Origin of the sequence: Vibrio ouci, from assembly GCF_004551525.1 — a bacterium.
Lineage (GTDB): Bacteria > Pseudomonadota > Gammaproteobacteria > Enterobacterales > Vibrionaceae > Vibrio > Vibrio ouci.
Genome location: NZ_SATR01000004.1, coordinates 98,243 through 115,427 on the forward strand (window position 1 = coordinate 98,243; position 17,185 = coordinate 115,427).

A 17,185-nucleotide genomic window follows, 5' to 3' on the forward strand; every position below is an offset into this window, starting at 1 on the left:
TCCTCTAACCCTGCACTAAGAACTTGGTCGTGATAGCGTTTTGCCAACGATAAGGCAGCAAGCCAATCACTCTTAACAGGGAGGTGAACTTTTTCGGGAAGTAAATGTGAGCCTGTTTCTTTGCTAGGCCGTGACGAATTTCTCGAGATGCTCGCTCTACCGATATCAGCATTGGCATCTCAAAGGTGTTTTTATCGGTAAGAGGCGTTTTGACAAACCCTGGATAAATCACAGACACATCAATATTCTTAGGTTTTAAGTCAACTTGCAGAGTACGAGCAAGATAACTGACTGCAGCTTTGGAAGCGCCATAGGCCTCCGCTCTAGGCAGCGCAACTTCACTGGCAATCGAACCAACAATAGCGATGTGATGCCCCGCTTTATAATGTTGTTGGCTGGCTTGGATCACGTTAGATAAACCGATGACGTTGATGTCGAATACTCGCTTCATCAAACTAGCATCCACTTTTCCTTCATCCATATATTCACAATCACCCGCGTTAAAAATCCATAATTGTGGGATGAAAGGGAGTGACTTAAGCACAGTGCCTGTCTGCTCTGAATCGGTCAGATCGAACACTAAAGGAGTGAGAGTAGCATATTGAGATGAGAGTTGTTCGAGAACTTCTTGGTTACGACCACAAGCTAAAACAGCAACTCCTGCTGAGGCATAATCCTTTGCTAATTGCAGACCGATACCCGATGTGGCTCCTGTGATTAAAACACCACTCATTGACCTAACCTCTGCTTGATTGTTTTGATAACTGAACCGAGCAGAGGCAAGTTCTCATACAACATCTCACCTAAATCGAAGTAGTCACGATGGTAAATAACTCGACCCTGACTGAACTTTAAGTGACTAACGCCATTAACGTAGATAACTTCTCCCTTAGAAAGCTTTGGGTGCTCCAAACACATTATCCAAGTCAAGAAGCCAGTATCACCAGATTGTTGATGGTCCTGAATTTCAAAGTCGCAGCGTTTTACATTGGCGTACAAAGATTCAAAGTAATTTTCTAATGCGGGCCAACCTTCCAATCGATGGGCGGCATCTTCAAAAATCACCTCTTGGTGGTAAACATCCGACAGTATGTGCAAGTTTGTTTTATTCAGCTGTTGGTATAATTGCCCAACCGTTTGAACATCCATTCTTTTGCCCTCAGCGCTAAAGCAGTAAATGAGCAGCGTACTCCTACTGCCGCTTACGTTTGTTGAGTCTTGTACGAAGGTATTAAAAGAATAGATCAAAAAAGGCTTGGTTATAAACCAAGCCTTTTCAATAAAATAGAGAGTTTTCGTTACGAATTACGTAGCGCAGTAATACGTTTATCTAATGGTGGGTGGCTCATCAACAGCTCAGTCAGTGACTGTTTGCCATTGATACCAAATGCCATCATTGAACCCTCTAGCTGAGATTCTTGGCTCATTTTTAGACGCTCTAGCGCGGCAATCATCTTATGTTTACCCACAAGTTGCGCGGCACCAGCATCAGCGTGGAATTCGCGATGGCGGCTGTACCACATGGTGATAAAACTTGCTAGGAAGCCGAACACCAACTCAAGTACCATGCTGACACCAAAGTAAACCATCATGTTGCTGCCACCCTCTTCTTCGTCGCTATTTGACGAGACGATATTGGCGATAAAACGAGATAGGAAGATAACAAAGGTATTCACCACGCCTTGCATCAAGGTCATGGTTACCATGTCACCATTCGCGATATGGCTCACTTCGTGCGCGAGAACCGCCTCTGCCTCATCACGTGTCATATTGTGTAATAGACCTGTCGATACTGCGACAAGAGAGTCATTGCGCTTGGCACCGGTCGCAAACGCGTTGATATCCGCTGAGTCATAAATAGCAACAGTCGGCATACCAATACCAACTTGCTCTGATTGACGGCGAACCGTCTCTAATAGCCAATGCTCAGTTTCATTGCGTGGGCTTTCAATAACCATACCGCCCACAGAACGCAGTGCCATGCCCTTTGACATCATCAAAGAGATAAATGAACCACCAAAACCAAACACTGCAGCCATTACTAACAAACCTGATAAGCTACCCGGTTGCATGCCTGTCATTGCGTAAACAATATTCAGAACAACACTTAGTACCAGAACAACAGCTAAGTTGGTTGCAAGAAATAACATTACTCGCTTCATTACTTTTCTCCAAAAAAACGGAAGCATTTTATTATTGCTAGAGATTTGCTCTCTAGCTTGTTCTTAACCCTATAGATATAGTCTATTCCTTTTAATTACAAGGTTAAGCAGCAAATTGAAACATTTGATTTCTATATTCACTATTTTTATCAAACAAATCAGAATGATTCACACAAGCCAATTCAAGTCTAACATCGAAGATTAGGTGTTAGACTTTGGTAGTATTGCCGATCAAATCAAACATGTTAGATTTAGGGTAGATGAGAAAATCCATGGAACAAAGGAAGAGAATCATGGTTGAAACTAACAACTATCAAATGGCTATTGATCTGTTGTGCTGTCATTTAGGGCTTTCTGAAGAAGAAGCGAAAAAGCAGTTAGGTATTTCTTCGGAAGATAAAACGCAGAAGCGAATCATTGAAACGCAATCTGCGCTGATGGGTCTTAATCACGACAAGTAATTTGCACAATTAATTAAAAACGGCTGCCCACCTGGCAGCCGTTTTACTTTTCGTTAGTCTCTATTGAGTAAAGGAGAGACATCGATGTATTTCGCAAGCCCTTGACGCTTAACAGAAGGAACATAAGGGATCTCACCGATCTTCGGCGCATCAATTTTCTGCTCAAGCATCTCGATAATGTCTGCGTAATGCTCAGTACCTGGATTGACACGGTTTGCTACCCAGCCAACCAGCTCAAGTCCATCCGCCTTAATCGCATCCAACGTCAGCATCGCATGGCTTAAACAGCCCAATTTAATGCCAACAACCAGCACCACTGGTAGCTTTTCTTGCTGAACCCAAGTGGATAGACAGTCTGAGCTCGAAACGGGTACACGCCAACCACCAGCGCCTTCCACTAACACAATGTCAGAGTTTTGCTTATGCTGCGCCAGTTTGTCACTCAAAATTGAGTATTCAATTTCGACATTCTCACGCATAGCGGCAATATGCGGTGACGCAGGCAACTCTAACGCGTATGGATTTACATCATCATACGCTACGTCAACGGTCGCTGCTTTCTGCAAATAGAGCGCGTCTGAATTTCTAAAACCTTCGGCAGTTTTATCACTGCCCGCTGCAACCGGCTTATAGCCAATTGTCTTTAATCCTTGCTCTGCTAACGCGTTCAATATCGCTTTTGAAGCAACTGTTTTTCCAACATCGGTATCCGTACCCGCAATAAAAAATGCATCAATCATAGATGAATAACCCCTAAACAGACCTGATATGTTGCAGGTAGAAGACCCTGATGATTTTGATAGGCTTGATACTCTTGCTCTACTCGCATTAAAGCTTTTCGACTCGTAAGACCGTTTGCCCTACCATCGACATGCGTTGCTCCGATACCTTTTAAATCTCGCATCAGAGCAAAAGCAGTGTCGTACCACACCGTAATGGCCGCCAAGTCTAGTTGATGCTCATGGCAATCAGATTGCGCTAACGCAATTTTTACCTGATTGGTTGAGATAAACTCATTGACGTGTTGATATGAATCAATTTTGGCCCACGATTGTTTTAGCTCGTGTAGTGATCCATCCAGCAAAGTGGAAAGATAAGCGCGGCCTTGTGGTTTAGTCACACGCTTGATCTCACGCAGTGGCACTGACAAGTCCTGACACCACTGAAGCGCCAAACTTGAAAACACGTAATCAACACTATTATTTGCGAAAGGAAGTTGCTCTGCATCGCCTTGTCGATAAGTTACACCGTCTGCTCCACAGCGCGTATAAGCCGCTTCAAGCATCTGCTCGGACAAATCAAAACAGATAACATGCGCGCCGCGTTTCAATAGCTCTAAAGAAAAGTAGCCTGTACCACAGCCCACATCCAACACGGTTTTGCCGGTTAGATCCTGTGGCATTTTCGCTAATAGACGCTCACCAACATCACGCTGAAAGGCCGCATGTTTATCGTAGCTTGTTGCCGCACGTCCAAATGCTTCGGCGATGGCTTGTTTATTTAGCTCGGCAGGTGATTCCATCAATATCGCTTGTTCCATTTACTCACCCTTTTACCGCTTGCTTTAGCTGTTCAGCCAACTTATCTATATGGTGGAATTGATGCTCAGCAGTAAGCGTAATCCTTAGCCTAGCGCTCCCATTAGGCACAGTCGGCGGACGAATTGCGGTCAACCAAATTCCGGCTGATTTTAATTGCTCAGCTACTGCAACCGCTTTATCAGAGCTACCAATAATGAAGGGCTTAATGGGTGTCTCAGTTGTCTGGTATCCTTCGATATCGGAAAGTAGGCGGTGATAGTACTCACTGAGCTCTGCCAATTTGTCCCTACGCCATTGCTGCGTTTGAATCATTGAAGCGGCATGACACAAAGCCACAGCTTGAGAAGGTGGCATCGCAGTCGAGTAAACGTGATGACGGGCGAATTGTGTAAGATAGTCACCGACTTGCTCACTACACATAATGGCTGCGCCCGATAGGCCAAACGCCTTACCAAACGTCACCACAAGAATTTCAGGCTGAATGCCAGCGGCAGCGCAACTGCCCTGCCCTTGCTTACCCAATACGCCAATACCGTGGGCATCATCCACGGCTAGCCAGCCTTTACCGTTGGTGACCGCATAGATATCAGCTAATGGAGCCATGTCGCCATCCATGCTAAAAACGCCTTCAGTTACCACCAATGCGTTGTCACTCATCAAACTGGTTAAATTATTAACATCATTGTGGCGAAACCGTTTCATCACTGCTGGTGAGAGCATTCCCGCTTCCATCAGCGAGGCATGATTAAGCTTATCTTGCAACAAAACATCGTCTTTCTCTAACAGAGAAAAAAGCAGCGCTTGATTAGCCGAAAAGCCGGAACTAAACAGTATCGCACGATCGAAACCGAGCCAGTCACAAAGTGTTTCTTCTAGTTGCTGATGAGCCGATGAAAAACCCGTGACAAGTGGAGAAGCACCGCTACCGTTACCATATTTATCTAGGCCGTGTTGCCATGCTTTGGTCAAACTCTTATCAGACGCTAACCCGAGATAGTCGTTGCTAGAGAAATTAATATAACCCGCAGAACCATTTTTCAACTGCGCTGAATTTCCGTCATCAATAATACGAATTGAGCGGCTAAGCCCTTGCTGGCTTCTTTGCGCAAGGGCTTGCTGGATGCGAGTATTAAACGCTGGCATCGTAGAATAGATCGTCTTTTGCTGGTCTTGCGGCAACGCGCTCAACTACACGGTCAAGCAAATCATTCTCTTCAATCTCGTCAGGTTTTTGGGAAACTTGTTGGCTGTTAATACCCAGCTTATTAAATAGCTGCATATCTTTATCTTCAGATGGGTTTGGTGTGGTTAGTAGCTTGCAACCGTAGAATACTGAGTTTGCACCTGCCATAAAGCACAATGCCTGCATCTGTTCATTCATGTCTTCACGACCAGCAGACAGACGCACAGCAGACATTGGCATCATGATACGAGCAATAGCGATCAAACGAATAAAATCGAACGGCTCTACGTCATCGACCTCTTCAAGTGGCGTACCTTTCACTTTAACCAGCATATTAATTGGCACACTTTCAGGGTGCGCTGGCAAGTTTGCTAATTCAACAAAAAGCCCCGCGCGGTCATTGGCACTTTCACCCATGCCAATGATACCACCTGAACAGATCTTCATACCTGCTTCACGAACGTGGGATAAAGTATCTAGTCGGTCTTGGTAAGTACGTGTTGTAATGATGTTGCCGTAGAATTCTGGCGAGGTATCTAGATTATGGTTGTAGTAATCCAAACCTGCGTCTGCCAAAGAGTTAGCCTGCTCTGGCGTCAACATGCCGAGTGTCATACATGTTTCTAAGCCCATGCCTTTAACACCCTTGATCATATCGGTTAGGTGAGGCATATCGCGCTCTTTTGGATTCTTCCACGCCGCGCCCATACAAAAACGTGTTGAGCCTGCGTTTTTGGCCTTTTGCGCCGCATCGAGAACGCGCTCAACTTCCATTAAACGCTCTTTTTCAATGTCGGTGGTGTAACGCGCACTCTGAGGACAATATTTGCAATCCTCAGGACAAGCACCGGTTTTGATGGAGAGTAACGTACTCACTTGTACATGGTTATGTTGCTGGTATTGACGATGAACCATTTGCGCTTCGAACAGAAGATCCATAAATGGTTTCTCCATAAGCTCTCGAACTTCGGCAACAGTCCAGTTGTGACGTACTTCCACGTGCTTTCCTTTCATTTATTGTTGGTTTGATTGCTTGGCTAGTCTACTGACACAATGTAGACTGTCAACACAACAAAAAACCAAAAGTTTACATATGGTTAATTATTGATCATTTTAATTTTAGGAATTGAACATGGATCTCGCTTTCGATCGCCGTCATATATGGCATCCTTACACATCGACGTTAACACCTCTGACCTGCTATCCCGTAAGCTCTGCCAAGGGAGTAATGCTTGAACTAGAAGATGGCAAACAGCTTGTCGATGGGATGTCCTCATGGTGGTCAGCGATTCACGGCTATAATCACCCATACCTTAACCAAGCCGCTCACAGTCAAATTGATAAGATGTCTCATGTGATGTTTGGTGGTATTACTCACGAACCAGCGATTAACTTGTGCAAGAAGCTACTCTCACTCGCACCAAATAATCTTCAACATGTGTTTTTGGCCGATTCAGGCTCGGTCGCTGTAGAAGTAAGTTTAAAGATGGCCTTGCAATACTGGCATGCCAAAGGAGAATCGAGACCTAAGTTTCTTACCTTAAGAGACGGTTACCACGGCGACACCTTTGCGGCGATGTCGGTCACCGACCCTGACAACTCAATGCATTCTTTATACAAAGGCTTTTTGCCTGAGCATATCTTTGCCCAATCACCTAAAACGGGATACTGGCAAGAGTGGAATGAATCAGATCTTGATGATTTCAAACAGAAGCTAAACCAACATCATCAAGAGATCGCCGCAGTGATCTTAGAGCCGATCGTACAAGGCGCTGGCGGTATGCGTATCTACCACCCCAATTTCCTAAAAGGTGTAAGAGATCTGTGCGATCAATTTGGAGTGCTATTGATCCTAGATGAAATTGCTACAGGGTTTGGCCGTACAGGTAAGATGTTTGCGTGTGAACATGCTGATATTCAGCCTGACATTTTGTGCGTAGGTAAAGCACTTACCAGTGGATATATGACACTATCAGCGACCTTAGCTTCCAGCGAAGTAGCGCATACCGTTTGCGGTGGGGACGCAGGCTGCTTTATGCACGGACCAACCTTTATGGGTAACCCATTGGCATGTGCTGTCGCAACAGCGAGTATGGAACTCTTAGAACAGAACCACTGGCAAGCGCAAACAAAACAAATTGAGAGCCTATTTGCGGAGTTACTACCAAAGCTAATGCACTATGACTTAGTCGATGATGTACGTTGGCTAGGTGCGATTGGCGTGGTTGAAACTAAATCCCCCGTCAATATGGAAAACATCCAAGCGCATTTTGTTGATCAAGGCGTGTGGATTCGCCCATTTGGTAAGCTGATTTACATGATGCCACCGTTTATCAGCGAAGCAGAGCATGTAGGGAAACTAGTGGGCGCTATCGAAACCGCATTACAAGATCCGAATTGCTTCCAATAATAGTGATAAAAAAAGCGAAAGGCTTCCATATAGGAAGCCTTTCTTATATCTATTGCCAGTGATGATTATTCTTGATCAATCATCCAACGGCGGAATTCTTTACGCTCTTCTTTAGAAGATTTTAGATACCAAGCTTTTAGTTGGTCTAGGTTGGTTGAAGCAGCCGGCTTAACTGCTGGAGCTTTTACATCTGTTGGTACCGAAGCTACCACTGCTGATGTTGTTGAAACAGCGATTGTTTGCGCTTCTACAGGCTTATCCAATAGCTTACCACTCTCAAAGTAAATACCTTTCGATTGGTTGTATTCAGCGACTAGTTTGTCCATCGCTAGGTATGGAAATAATCCACCTTTTGAGGGCAACTTTTCTTGTGTGTATTCTAACGCAGAGCCATCTTGATTCAATTTCCAATCCGGTTGCTCTGACTTAAACGCGTTTACGGCTTCCTGATGGCTTCGAGCTGGTGGATTGTCAATTTTGATTTCTTCACCATTTACGGTGAAAGACAAAACGTATGGTTTAGATGTAAAGACCTTAGCCGAGTTACCTCTGCCAAGTTTCTTATCCATCTTAACAACCAGTTGCACATCTCCTTTAGGAATCTGTTGGCTTCCAATCTTAGAATCGGCTTCTTGACCATTAACATAAAGAACCGATAAGCCTTTTGCAGGAATTAATGTCGCTGCACTTACCGTAAAAGAAAACAAAGCACAGATCGTTATCATCCATTTCATCATAATAATCTCTTTAATCCCATGATATTCAGGCTTAATTCTAACAGTAGCTTCACTGGGTTGAAAGCTATAAACCGTTGTTATAAATAATAAAAAGCCACCCATATGGGTGGCTTCTAGGTATTACTTAAAAGTCTTCAATTAGAATGAAGCTTTGATACCAACACCGTAACCTAGATCAGTGTTGTCTAGATCGTTATCACCAATCTCTGCGTAGATAGTAGTGTTTGGTGCGATACCGTAACCAGCGTTTAGGAACCACTCAGTGTAGTCTTCATCTGCGCTACGGTCGATTGTTGCAACGCCACCAGCAAAAGTAGTTTTACCCATAGTGTAGTCTGCGGCTACTGCAATAGTATCTGAATCAGTCTTAGTACCAGCTGCTGGCTTGTTCTCTACGTTGTAGTAACCAAGCTCTAGGTTTAGGTTTTCAACACCAGCGAAGCGAGCTTCTAGAGCTAGAAGAGATTCGTCAGCGTCTAGACCGTTACCTTTAAGCTCTGCGTCACCGTAGAATGCTGTGAAATCAAAGTCAGCTACACGTGCACCAACTTTAACGTCGAAGTATTGACCATCTTCACCGATGTTTTGAGCATTGTGCTTGTCTTGGATTAGACCAAGACCAAAGTAGAATGCGCCTTTATCTAGGTCGTAACGTACTGCTTCTTCACCACCGAAATCAGCATCGTTGAAGAACGAGCTAACACCGAATAGGTAATCAGAACCGATACCAGCGTCATCAAGTTGAGTATCTAGTTTACCAACTTTTAGTGTACCAAGAGTGTTGTGGTAGAAACCAAAGTAAACGTTACCTACTGAAGAGTTACCAGTAGCACGGTCACTGTTGTCACCAGAGAACTCTAGGAATGCACCGATTTGTAGGTCATCGTTTACAGCGTAACGAGTGTCAAAGCCGAAATCTGCATCATCGATTTCTTGCTTAAGCTCTTGGTTGTCGCCGATTGCCTTCTTGTAACGAATCTCTACGTCGCCAGTCATGTTAACTGAAACGCCTTCTTGGTTGTAAAGTTCGATAGCTTGAGCAGACGTCGCTGCCATAAGTACTGAAAGAGCTACTAGAGTCTTTTTCATAATAATCCACTGCCTTTTCTATAGAATGGGAGATCCTTGCCCGGTTCCCTTTATGTTTTTTGATGATGATTCCTGCCTCTTTTGGGTTGGATATCATCGCCACTAAATTTCGAGGTCTAGATTGCAAAAGATTATTCGGACTGTCAAATATTCTAAAAAACATTACTAAAAAAACATAAAGCCATTAAATAACAAAGGGTTACATTGAATTTAGAATAAAATACGAGCAACTTCATAACATTCCAGCGTCCTTGCTTAAGTTAATCCTAAAACACAATTTCAGAACAAAACCCCGAGTAGGTCGATAAAAACAACAAATGTCAATATTTTAAACTAGAAGACACCCAAATGTAGCGGGATATATTTTTTACATTTAGAATTAATTGTAAGTAATTGAAGGTTCAGTTTTTTTTTGTGAACAAGATCCACATTTGGCTATTAAGGATTCTATTTCGTGAACTGAGTAGTGTTTAGCAAAGTGTGCTATGATGCGTCACCCGCCATATAGGTCACAGTATGATTACCAGTAAAATCCAACAATCCATTCGCACTAGTTATCAAAACCTCCAATCACAGCTAGAAAACTTTGTACCTCGTCGAGCTCAGAATTACCTCGTTGCGGAAATCGCCAAGACACTTTGTGGCGAATATCACAAATCTACTCGCATGATTGTGGCTGAAGCTGGGACCGGAATTGGTAAATCTCTTTCTTATTTAATGGCGGTTATTCCAGTCGCAGTGTTAAACAACCGCAAAGTTGTTATCTCTACTGCGACAGTTGCACTGCAAGAGCAGTTGGTCAATAAAGATCTCCCCCTATATAGAAGGCTAACCGATCGCGAGTTCTCTTTTATATTGGCTAAAGGTCGTCAGCGCTATTGCTGCGCCGAAAAACTTGCCTCTGCAAGCGGCGTTGATGGTGGCCAGCTGGCAATGTTTGAAACCAAGCCAAAGAAAAAAGACATTGAGCTGCTTGAAACCATGTATAAGTCCTTAGCCCAAAGTAAGTGGGATGGTGACAGAGACTCGTGGCCTAAACCTATCAAAGATGAAATATGGCAGCTCATTGTCAGTGACAAACATAGCTGTAATAACAGTATGCCTGCTCATCGAGACTGTCCGTTTCAAAAAGCGCGCTCAGAGCTAGACAAAACTGATGTCATTATTGCAAACCATAGTCTAGTGATGGCTGACGCCGATCTTGGCGGTGGCGTTATTCTGCCAGAGCCAGAAAATACGATTTATGTTTTTGATGAAGCGCATCACCTTCCTCATGTGGCGCGTGACCATTCATCGGCGGCCGCTAGCTTAAAAGGGGCTGCAACCTGGTTAGAGAGACTCAATCAATCGGTGACCAAGTTTGCCAACATGGCGGATGAAAAGCGTGTCTCTCGCTTTCGTAATGAGCTGCAAGATTCAGTACAGCAGTTAATTCCCTCTTTATCTCAGTTAGCAACACGCTTTGACCCGGCACATTTTGAAGAGAACATCTATCGCTTCGAAAATGGCGAGCTGCCGAGCTGGTTAGAAGAAGAATCAAAAGAATTAAAGAAGCTGTCGCAAAAAGGCGCTCAAGCTGTGGCAAAGATTGCGGACTTGATAGCAGAACGAGTGAAAGACGGTGAGCTAGCGAACAGACTGGCTGAACCTGCTTTGGCTGAACTCGGCTTTTACATCCAGCGCATGGATAACCTTGCTCAAGTATGGAACCTAATGGCTGAGCCGACACGCGAGAAAGGCGCCCCTCTAGCGCGCTGGCTCGAAGTCAGCCCTGAGCGAGAAGGCGACTTTATCGTCAATGTCTCACCACTTGAGGTTGGCTGGCAGTTGGACCAACAACTTTGGAGTCGCTGCGTTGGAGCAGTGCTTACTTCAGCCACAATGAGAGCGCTAAATTCATTCAGCTTTTTCTGTCGTCAGGCCGGCATCAGTGAAAAGCCCGATGATGGTGTACGTTTCTTAGCGCTCGCTTCGCCGTTTGACTATCAAAACCAAGCCGAGCTGCATGTTCCGAAAATGAAGTACGAACCGCAAGCACCGCAGTTTACGGAATATCTTATTGAAAGATTGCCTAACCTAATTGAAGACAAGAAGGCCAACTTAGTTTTATTCTCATCCTATTGGCAGATGAATCAAGTTGCAGAAGCGCTCTCAACAGATTTCGTTAAACAAGGCTGGGCATTACAAGTTCAAGGGCAAGAATCTCGCTCAGAGATCCTAAAAAAACATAAAACCCTTGTTCAGTGCCAGAAAACCAGCATCCTTTTTGGAACGGGGAGCTTTTCTGAAGGACTCGACTTACCAGGTGAACTGCTTGAGAATCTCATCGTGACTAAAATTCCTTTCGCCGTTCCGACTTCGCCAGTTGAGAGAGCTCACGCCGAATATATCGAGAATAGAGGCGGCAACCCTTTCATGCAGATCACGGTTCCGGAAGCGAGCAAAAAACTGATTCAGTCAGTGGGTCGTTTGCTGCGTAAGGAACGAGATTCTGGTAAAGTCATCATCCTTGATCGCCGCGTGGTGACCAAGCGCTATGGTAGTGCTCTGCTCGACTCATTACCGCCTTTTAAACGAATAATAGAATAATCTTCGCCCTATATATAAGAAGAATCATTATATGGAATTTTTAGAGCCAACCATGTTGTTGGTGTTGGCACTTGTCGCTTTTCTCGCAGGATTTATCGATGCGGTCGCCGGTGGTGGTGGTATGCTCACCGTCCCTACCCTATTGTCATTAGGCCTACCGCCGCATATTGCCTTGGGTACAAACAAACTTGCAGCAACCTTTGCCTCCTCGACGGCGGCATTCACCTATTATCGCAAGAAGTTGTTTAAACCTGAGTGTTGGGGACGCGCTTTTGTCGCGACCTTAACTGGGGCAATTTTAGGTACCTTGTTTGTCGACCTAATCAGCACCCAGTGGCTAGAAAAGATTTTGCCACTTGTGATTCTCGCAGCGGCGATTTACACCATTTGGCATAAAACGCCAAATCAGGTGAACAACGAAACACCGGATCCATGTCCAACGATTAAGAAAAAACAGTATGCCCAAGGTTTAACCCTTGGTTTTTATGACGGTGTTGCCGGACCTGGGACAGGCGCATTTTGGACTGTTAGTTCAATGGCGTTATACCGACTAAACATCTTGTTAGCGTCAGGCCTTGCTAAAGCGATGAACTTTACCAGCAACTTTACCTCTTTAGTTACCTTCGCCATTTTAGGCCACATTGATTGGGTGCTAGGCTTAACGATGGGAGTTTGCTTAATGGCCGGAGCATTCGTCGGGGCTCATTCAGCGATCAAGTTTGGCGCAAAATTCATTCGCCCTGTCTTTGTCACTGTAGTTAGCATTCTCGCAGTAAAACTTGCTTACGAAGCATGGTTTGTAAACTTGTAAGGCACCAACGATGAGCAAAATAAACCAGCTTAAATCAACACTAGAAGAGCTTGCGGTTCAAGCCGCTAGCCTCGACAGGCAACGAGGTGAGCACCATCTTGCACTGTTTGATGAAAGACTATTCCAGTGTAAAGCGAAACTCTTGGTCCCATGTGTGAAAGAGACCCAATCGACTCTGCAATCTATCATCAGAGAAGAAGAAGCAGGCAAACTTACAGCCATGCGCGCGGAATATCTCACTGAGCGTCTTTTCGCCCAAGTCAGTGCGATACAACGCGAGCTAGCGACCACCAAGATTCGTAAAAACGAACCTAAGCATAAAAGCTACTTTCAAAAACCGATTAACGAGCTTTACCAACACTTGTCCCAGCACCAAGATTGGGAGCGCCGTTTAATGGAAATGGTTAGAGATAAAGAACTCGCGCTGCAATATGCGCCACCATTTCAGCAGCAAGCCGCTCAACAAGACCTTCTGACCACAGAGCAACGTCTCAAGCGCTGCCAAGAAGCCAAGCTTAAAATCGAAAAGCAGATCACCTACCGAGAGAGAAACCAATAATGTCTTCATCTAACTCAGGCTTAGATCAAGCACCTGACGAGATCAAACTCGCCGTTGACCTTATTTATCTATTCGAAAGCAACGAAGTCGATCCAAAAGTCGCGCTTGAAGCATTAAAAATTGTTCAGTCTGATCTTGAGCGCAAGCTGGAGCAACCATGTACCAACTAAGCTTTGATATGAGCGCTTTTCTGGCTGAGCATTGGCATAAAAAACCAACCGTAATCAAAACTGGATTTGCTGACTTTATTGACCCGATTTCGCCAGACGAGCTTGCGGGCTTGGCGATGGAAGAAGAGATCGACTCACGCTTCATTTCGAATAAAAACAATCAGTGGTCAGCTACTCATGGACCACTGCCAGAATCTCACTTCGAATCGTTGGACGAATCCCACTGGCAACTGATTGTCCAAGCCTGTAACCACTGGCATTTAGGCTCTGCTGAGTTGGTTGACGCATTTAAACAACTGCCTCAATGGTTATTTGACGATCTAATGGTTTGCTTTTCTGCCCCAGAAGGTGGCGTCGGTCCGCACATCGATCAATATGATGTGTTTATTATCCAAGGTAGTGGCAAGCGTCGCTGGCGCGTTGGTGACATCGATAAAGGTCAGTATAAAGAATCCATTCAAGCGAGTGCTTTAAGACAAATTGAAGGCTTTGAGCCTATTATTGATGAAGTGCTTGAGCCAGGGGACATTCTTTATATTCCACCAGGTTTTCCTCATGAAGGTAACACGTTAGAACCTAGCATGAGTTACTCAATTGGTTTTCGTTCACCAAAAGAGCAAGAGTTACTGAGCAACTTCGCCGATTATGTGCTGGCTCATGATATTGGTGACGTTCACCTGCATAACCCAGAGCAGTCAACACAAAACAACTGCGGCGAGTTACTCAACCAAGATCTTGCCAAGCTTACCGATATGCTAAAAGCGACACTGAACTCCGAGAAAGACATTCAAGCGTTTATGGGCGCTATGCTGAGTCAATCTCGCCACCAGCTTGATGTTGTCGAGCCAGAAGAGGAACAGCGCAGCGTTGAAGTAAGCGAATATTTACGTTCAGGCGGGGTGCTAAGAAAAGTATCTGGGTTGAGAGCTCTTTATCATCAAGGCCAACTAAGCACTATTTACATTAATGGTGAAACCTTCGGTGTGCCAAACGCAAACTTAGCGCAAGCTTTGTGTGACCAAGATGTAGTCTCAATCGACTGTTGTAACGACTCTGAGCTTAATGAAGCTATCGCTCTACTCACGAAGCTTGTAAATAAAGGCTACTGGTATTTCGATTAAGTTGCTTTACTCACTATCAAACCAACAAGGGCTTCGATATTTCGAAGCCCTTGTTGTATCAGGATAATCTAGCTTACCAAGTTAGACTTTAAACTGATCGACCAGTGATTGCTGCTTAGAAGAGAGTTCACCGATCTGCGAACTGACCATCTCAGACTCTTCCGCTTGGGTTAAGATCTGAGCGCTCAAATCGCGAATGTTACTCACATTCTGGTTAACTTCCGCGGAAACAGACTGCTGCTCTTCAGCGGCTTTCACGATCTGCGAGTTCATATCGTTGATTGACGCAATAGCCTCAAAGATCTGGCTTAACTCTGCCGCGGCATTTTGGACTTGAGCTGCTGAGTCATTGGCCAAGTCATTACCATCTTGTATTGCTCGAACAACGTCTCGCGTACCATTTTGCACGCTCTCAATCACCTGGCGAATTTCACCCACAGATTCCTGAGTACGACTTGCTAAGTTACGCACCTCGTCTGCAACCACAGCAAATCCTCGTCCTTGTTCTCCTGCCCTCGCCGCTTCGATTGCCGCGTTTAACGCAAGTAAGTTGGTCTGCTCCGAAATTCCCTCAATGACCGAAAGAATTTCAGTGATATTAGCATTGTTCGATGCCAACTCTTCAACAACAGGCACTGCCGCGGTCATACGATCCACTAAGCGAATCATTTCAGCTTGAGACTGCTCAATCACGTTTTGGCCACTCGCCGCCACTTCATTAGCTTTTTCAGCGGCTCTTACCGCTACTTCCGCATTTTGCACCACAAGACTTGCGGTTTGAGTCATCTCTTCCGATGCGGTTGCAACCAAATCGACCTCTTTAAATTGCGCGTCGCTACTGCTTCTCGTTTGCTGGGCCGCCACTCTCGATTGCTGAGTCGTTGTTCCTATTTGCAGCGTAGTATCAACCACATCGCTAATGATCGATTGAAGTTTATCTAAGAATTTATTGAAGCCAATGGATAACTGACCAATCTCATCTTTAGATTTAATGTCTAGTCGCTGGGTTAAGTCCCCTTCACCAGATGCAATATCCTCTAAGCGAGCTGCTACTTCACGAATCGGTTTAACCAAGCGAGAAGCCGCAAATGCAATCGTCGCTAACCCTAACAAAACCAAAGCAACGCCAGCAATAAGTTCAGTCTGAACACTTGATTCGACTTGCTGGCTAATAATCGCGTCGAGTTCTTCGGCATCAGATAAAACGCTCGAACGTGGCATATCAAATAGTACACCCCACGTCTGATTTGCCACCATGATCGGCGCAAATACGCTTAGCCATGCTCCATCTTTATTCCATTGAGTTTTCACTTCTTGACCAAAGAGCAGATCCGTCAGTTGATCGTTGGAAAGAATATCACTATTGAACGGCTGACCTACTTGCTGTGACGTATCGTCGCTTGCTATCAGTGAGCCATCCAAGCTAATTAAGTTAATTGACCCGCTACCCGAAAATAGCTCTTGATCGGAATTGGCAACAATGCTCGCCAACGGATCAAGCCTTAGATCGATACCAAAGAAACCAATGGCTGTCTCTTCAACCATCAACGGTACAGAAATCGAGCTAGTAAGGAAGGTTTCCCCATCGTGAGTAATAACACGTGGCGTTGTCACACACGTATCGCCCGACGCCAGCGGGCAAAAGAATCGTTCGCTATTTACAGCATCAGATAAGTTTGCTTCTGAGATAACATTCGAAATGATGTTTTCGCCATTTTCTGCCGTCATCCAATAAGGCGAAAAGCGGCCTTTATCGTTTGAACCCACATACTCTGCATCAACATAGTTGTTATCTTCACCATCCAGCATATCTGGCTTAAACACCAAATAGGCTCCTTCGATACTCTCGAAGTCTAATACCGCTCGGCGCACCATTTCATCTAGCGCAATTCGTAGCTCTTCACTGTCGCCAAAGTTCTCTTCACTGAGATTCTTTTGGAACATGGCACTCGATGCCAGCATTTCAGCACGGTATAAGGCTTCGTTAAGATACTCGGTCACTTCGGTTGCATTGAGCAACGCGCGAGTTTCAACAATTTGCTCAGACTTATCGATAACCGATGCCGAACTTTGTTGTTTGATTTGTTGCTGATTAGAAATCGCGTTGTAAACCGAGAAACCGATCAACGACAGAGAGGTGATAAGCAGGCACGCGCCCGCAAGAAGTGTGATTTTCCACTGCACAGATAACGTTCGCATATTACATCCTTTTAGCAAACTCGGTGATTTCAGACTTTTAGTGAATAAAAGTGGTTATCAATTACACCATAAATGAGTTAGATATCAATCGAAAGATTAAATAATTGTTAACACTAACGATGGACTATTTCTCTTTCGCGACCACAGAATTTT

17 protein-coding genes are annotated in these 17,185 nt (G+C 44.7%); 7 read left to right on the forward strand and 10 right to left on the reverse strand.

Going from position 1 to position 17,185, the window contains the following annotated elements; translation table 11 throughout:
• Positions 1-4: 4 nt before the first annotated feature.
• From ELS82_RS04515 to htpX, 3 genes are all read right to left on the reverse strand, one after another.
• On the reverse strand, positions 5-733 hold the full coding sequence (locus tag ELS82_RS04515) for an SDR family NAD(P)-dependent oxidoreductase (RefSeq protein WP_134834393.1): 729 nt from the start codon (positions 731-733) through the stop codon (positions 5-7).
• Positions 730-1,149, reverse strand: a complete 420-nt coding sequence (locus tag ELS82_RS04520) for a nuclear transport factor 2 family protein (protein WP_134834394.1) — start codon at positions 1,147-1,149, stop codon at positions 730-732. Before ELS82_RS04520 ends, ELS82_RS04515 begins: the two co-directional genes overlap by 4 nt.
• 149 nt (positions 1,150-1,298) lie before the next feature.
• On the reverse strand, positions 1,299-2,162 hold the full coding sequence (htpX, locus tag ELS82_RS04525) for a protease HtpX (protein ID WP_053438579.1): 864 nt from the start codon (positions 2,160-2,162) through the stop codon (positions 1,299-1,301).
• A gap of 293 nt (positions 2,163-2,455) precedes the next feature.
• Here htpX and ELS82_RS26260 point away from each other — a divergent pair, with 293 nt between their 5' ends.
• Complete coding sequence (locus tag ELS82_RS26260; protein WP_167489223.1) at positions 2,456-2,623, forward strand: hypothetical protein; 168 nt, start codon at positions 2,456-2,458, stop codon at positions 2,621-2,623.
• Positions 2,624-2,676: 53 nt separating this feature from the next.
• Here the strand turns inward: ELS82_RS26260 and bioD are convergent, their stop codons facing one another.
• The 4 genes from bioD to bioB are packed head-to-tail and all read right to left on the reverse strand — an operon-like array spanning position 2,677 to position 6,346.
• Positions 2,677-3,363, reverse strand: coding sequence for a dethiobiotin synthase (gene bioD, locus ELS82_RS04530; RefSeq protein ID WP_134834395.1), 687 nt, complete (start codon positions 3,361-3,363; stop codon positions 2,677-2,679).
• Positions 3,360-4,163: a malonyl-ACP O-methyltransferase BioC gene (bioC, locus tag ELS82_RS04535; RefSeq protein ID WP_134834396.1), complete on the reverse strand. Its 804-nt coding sequence runs from the start codon at positions 4,161-4,163 to the stop codon at positions 3,360-3,362. Before bioC ends, bioD begins: the two co-directional genes overlap by 4 nt.
• 4 nt (positions 4,164-4,167) lie before the next feature.
• Positions 4,168-5,307, reverse strand: a complete 1,140-nt coding sequence (gene bioF, locus ELS82_RS04540; protein WP_134834397.1) for an 8-amino-7-oxononanoate synthase — start codon at positions 5,305-5,307, stop codon at positions 4,168-4,170.
• Positions 5,294-6,346 (reverse strand): biotin synthase BioB, encoded by a 1,053-nt coding sequence (gene bioB, locus ELS82_RS04545; protein ID WP_134834398.1) that lies wholly within the window; start codon positions 6,344-6,346, stop codon positions 5,294-5,296. Before bioB ends, bioF begins: the two co-directional genes overlap by 14 nt.
• 133 nt (positions 6,347-6,479) lie before the next feature.
• Here bioB and bioA point away from each other — a divergent pair, with 133 nt between their 5' ends.
• Positions 6,480-7,757: an adenosylmethionine--8-amino-7-oxononanoate transaminase gene (gene bioA / locus ELS82_RS04550; RefSeq protein ID WP_134834399.1), complete on the forward strand. Its 1,278-nt coding sequence runs from the start codon at positions 6,480-6,482 to the stop codon at positions 7,755-7,757.
• 65 nt (positions 7,758-7,822) lie between these two features.
• Here bioA and ELS82_RS04555 read toward each other — a convergent pair whose 3' ends face one another.
• Positions 7,823-8,596, reverse strand: coding sequence for a YccT family protein (locus ELS82_RS04555; RefSeq protein WP_244230750.1), 774 nt, complete (start codon positions 8,594-8,596; stop codon positions 7,823-7,825).
• A 36-nt stretch (positions 8,597-8,632) separates the two neighbouring features.
• On the reverse strand, positions 8,633-9,583 hold the full coding sequence (locus ELS82_RS04560; RefSeq protein ID WP_134834400.1) for a porin: 951 nt from the start codon (positions 9,581-9,583) through the stop codon (positions 8,633-8,635).
• A 516-nt stretch (positions 9,584-10,099) separates the two neighbouring features.
• On the opposite strand from ELS82_RS04560, the gene dinG reads away from it, so the two are divergent.
• Genes dinG through ELS82_RS04585 form a run of 5 tightly spaced genes read left to right on the forward strand, consistent with a single transcriptional unit; the run spans position 10,100 to position 14,833 of the window.
• Complete coding sequence (gene dinG / locus ELS82_RS04565; protein WP_134834401.1) at positions 10,100-12,172, forward strand: ATP-dependent DNA helicase DinG; 2,073 nt, start codon at positions 10,100-10,102, stop codon at positions 12,170-12,172.
• A gap of 31 nt (positions 12,173-12,203) precedes the next feature.
• Positions 12,204-12,983 carry a sulfite exporter TauE/SafE family protein gene (locus ELS82_RS04570; RefSeq protein WP_134834402.1) on the forward strand — a complete coding sequence of 260 codons (780 nt, stop codon included), beginning with the start codon at positions 12,204-12,206 and terminating at the stop codon, positions 12,981-12,983.
• Between the two features lie 10 nt (positions 12,984-12,993).
• A complete protein-coding gene (locus ELS82_RS04575) occupies positions 12,994-13,542 on the forward strand; it encodes a primosomal replication protein (RefSeq protein ID WP_134834403.1) in 549 nt (182 codons plus the stop codon).
• A complete protein-coding gene (rsmS, locus tag ELS82_RS04580; protein ID WP_134834404.1) occupies positions 13,542-13,712 on the forward strand; it encodes a pleiotropic regulatory protein RsmS in 171 nt (56 codons plus the stop codon). The genes ELS82_RS04575 and rsmS overlap by 1 nt, the downstream gene beginning before the upstream one ends.
• Complete coding sequence (locus tag ELS82_RS04585) at positions 13,700-14,833, forward strand: ribosomal protein uL16 3-hydroxylase (protein ID WP_134834405.1); 1,134 nt, start codon at positions 13,700-13,702, stop codon at positions 14,831-14,833. The genes rsmS and ELS82_RS04585 overlap by 13 nt, the downstream gene beginning before the upstream one ends.
• 81 nt (positions 14,834-14,914) lie before the next feature.
• On the opposite strand, the gene ELS82_RS04590 is transcribed toward ELS82_RS04585, so the two are convergent.
• Positions 14,915-17,032 carry a methyl-accepting chemotaxis protein gene (locus tag ELS82_RS04590; RefSeq protein WP_134834406.1) on the reverse strand — a complete coding sequence of 706 codons (2,118 nt, stop codon included), beginning with the start codon at positions 17,030-17,032 and terminating at the stop codon, positions 14,915-14,917.
• Positions 17,033-17,185 lie beyond the last annotated feature (153 nt).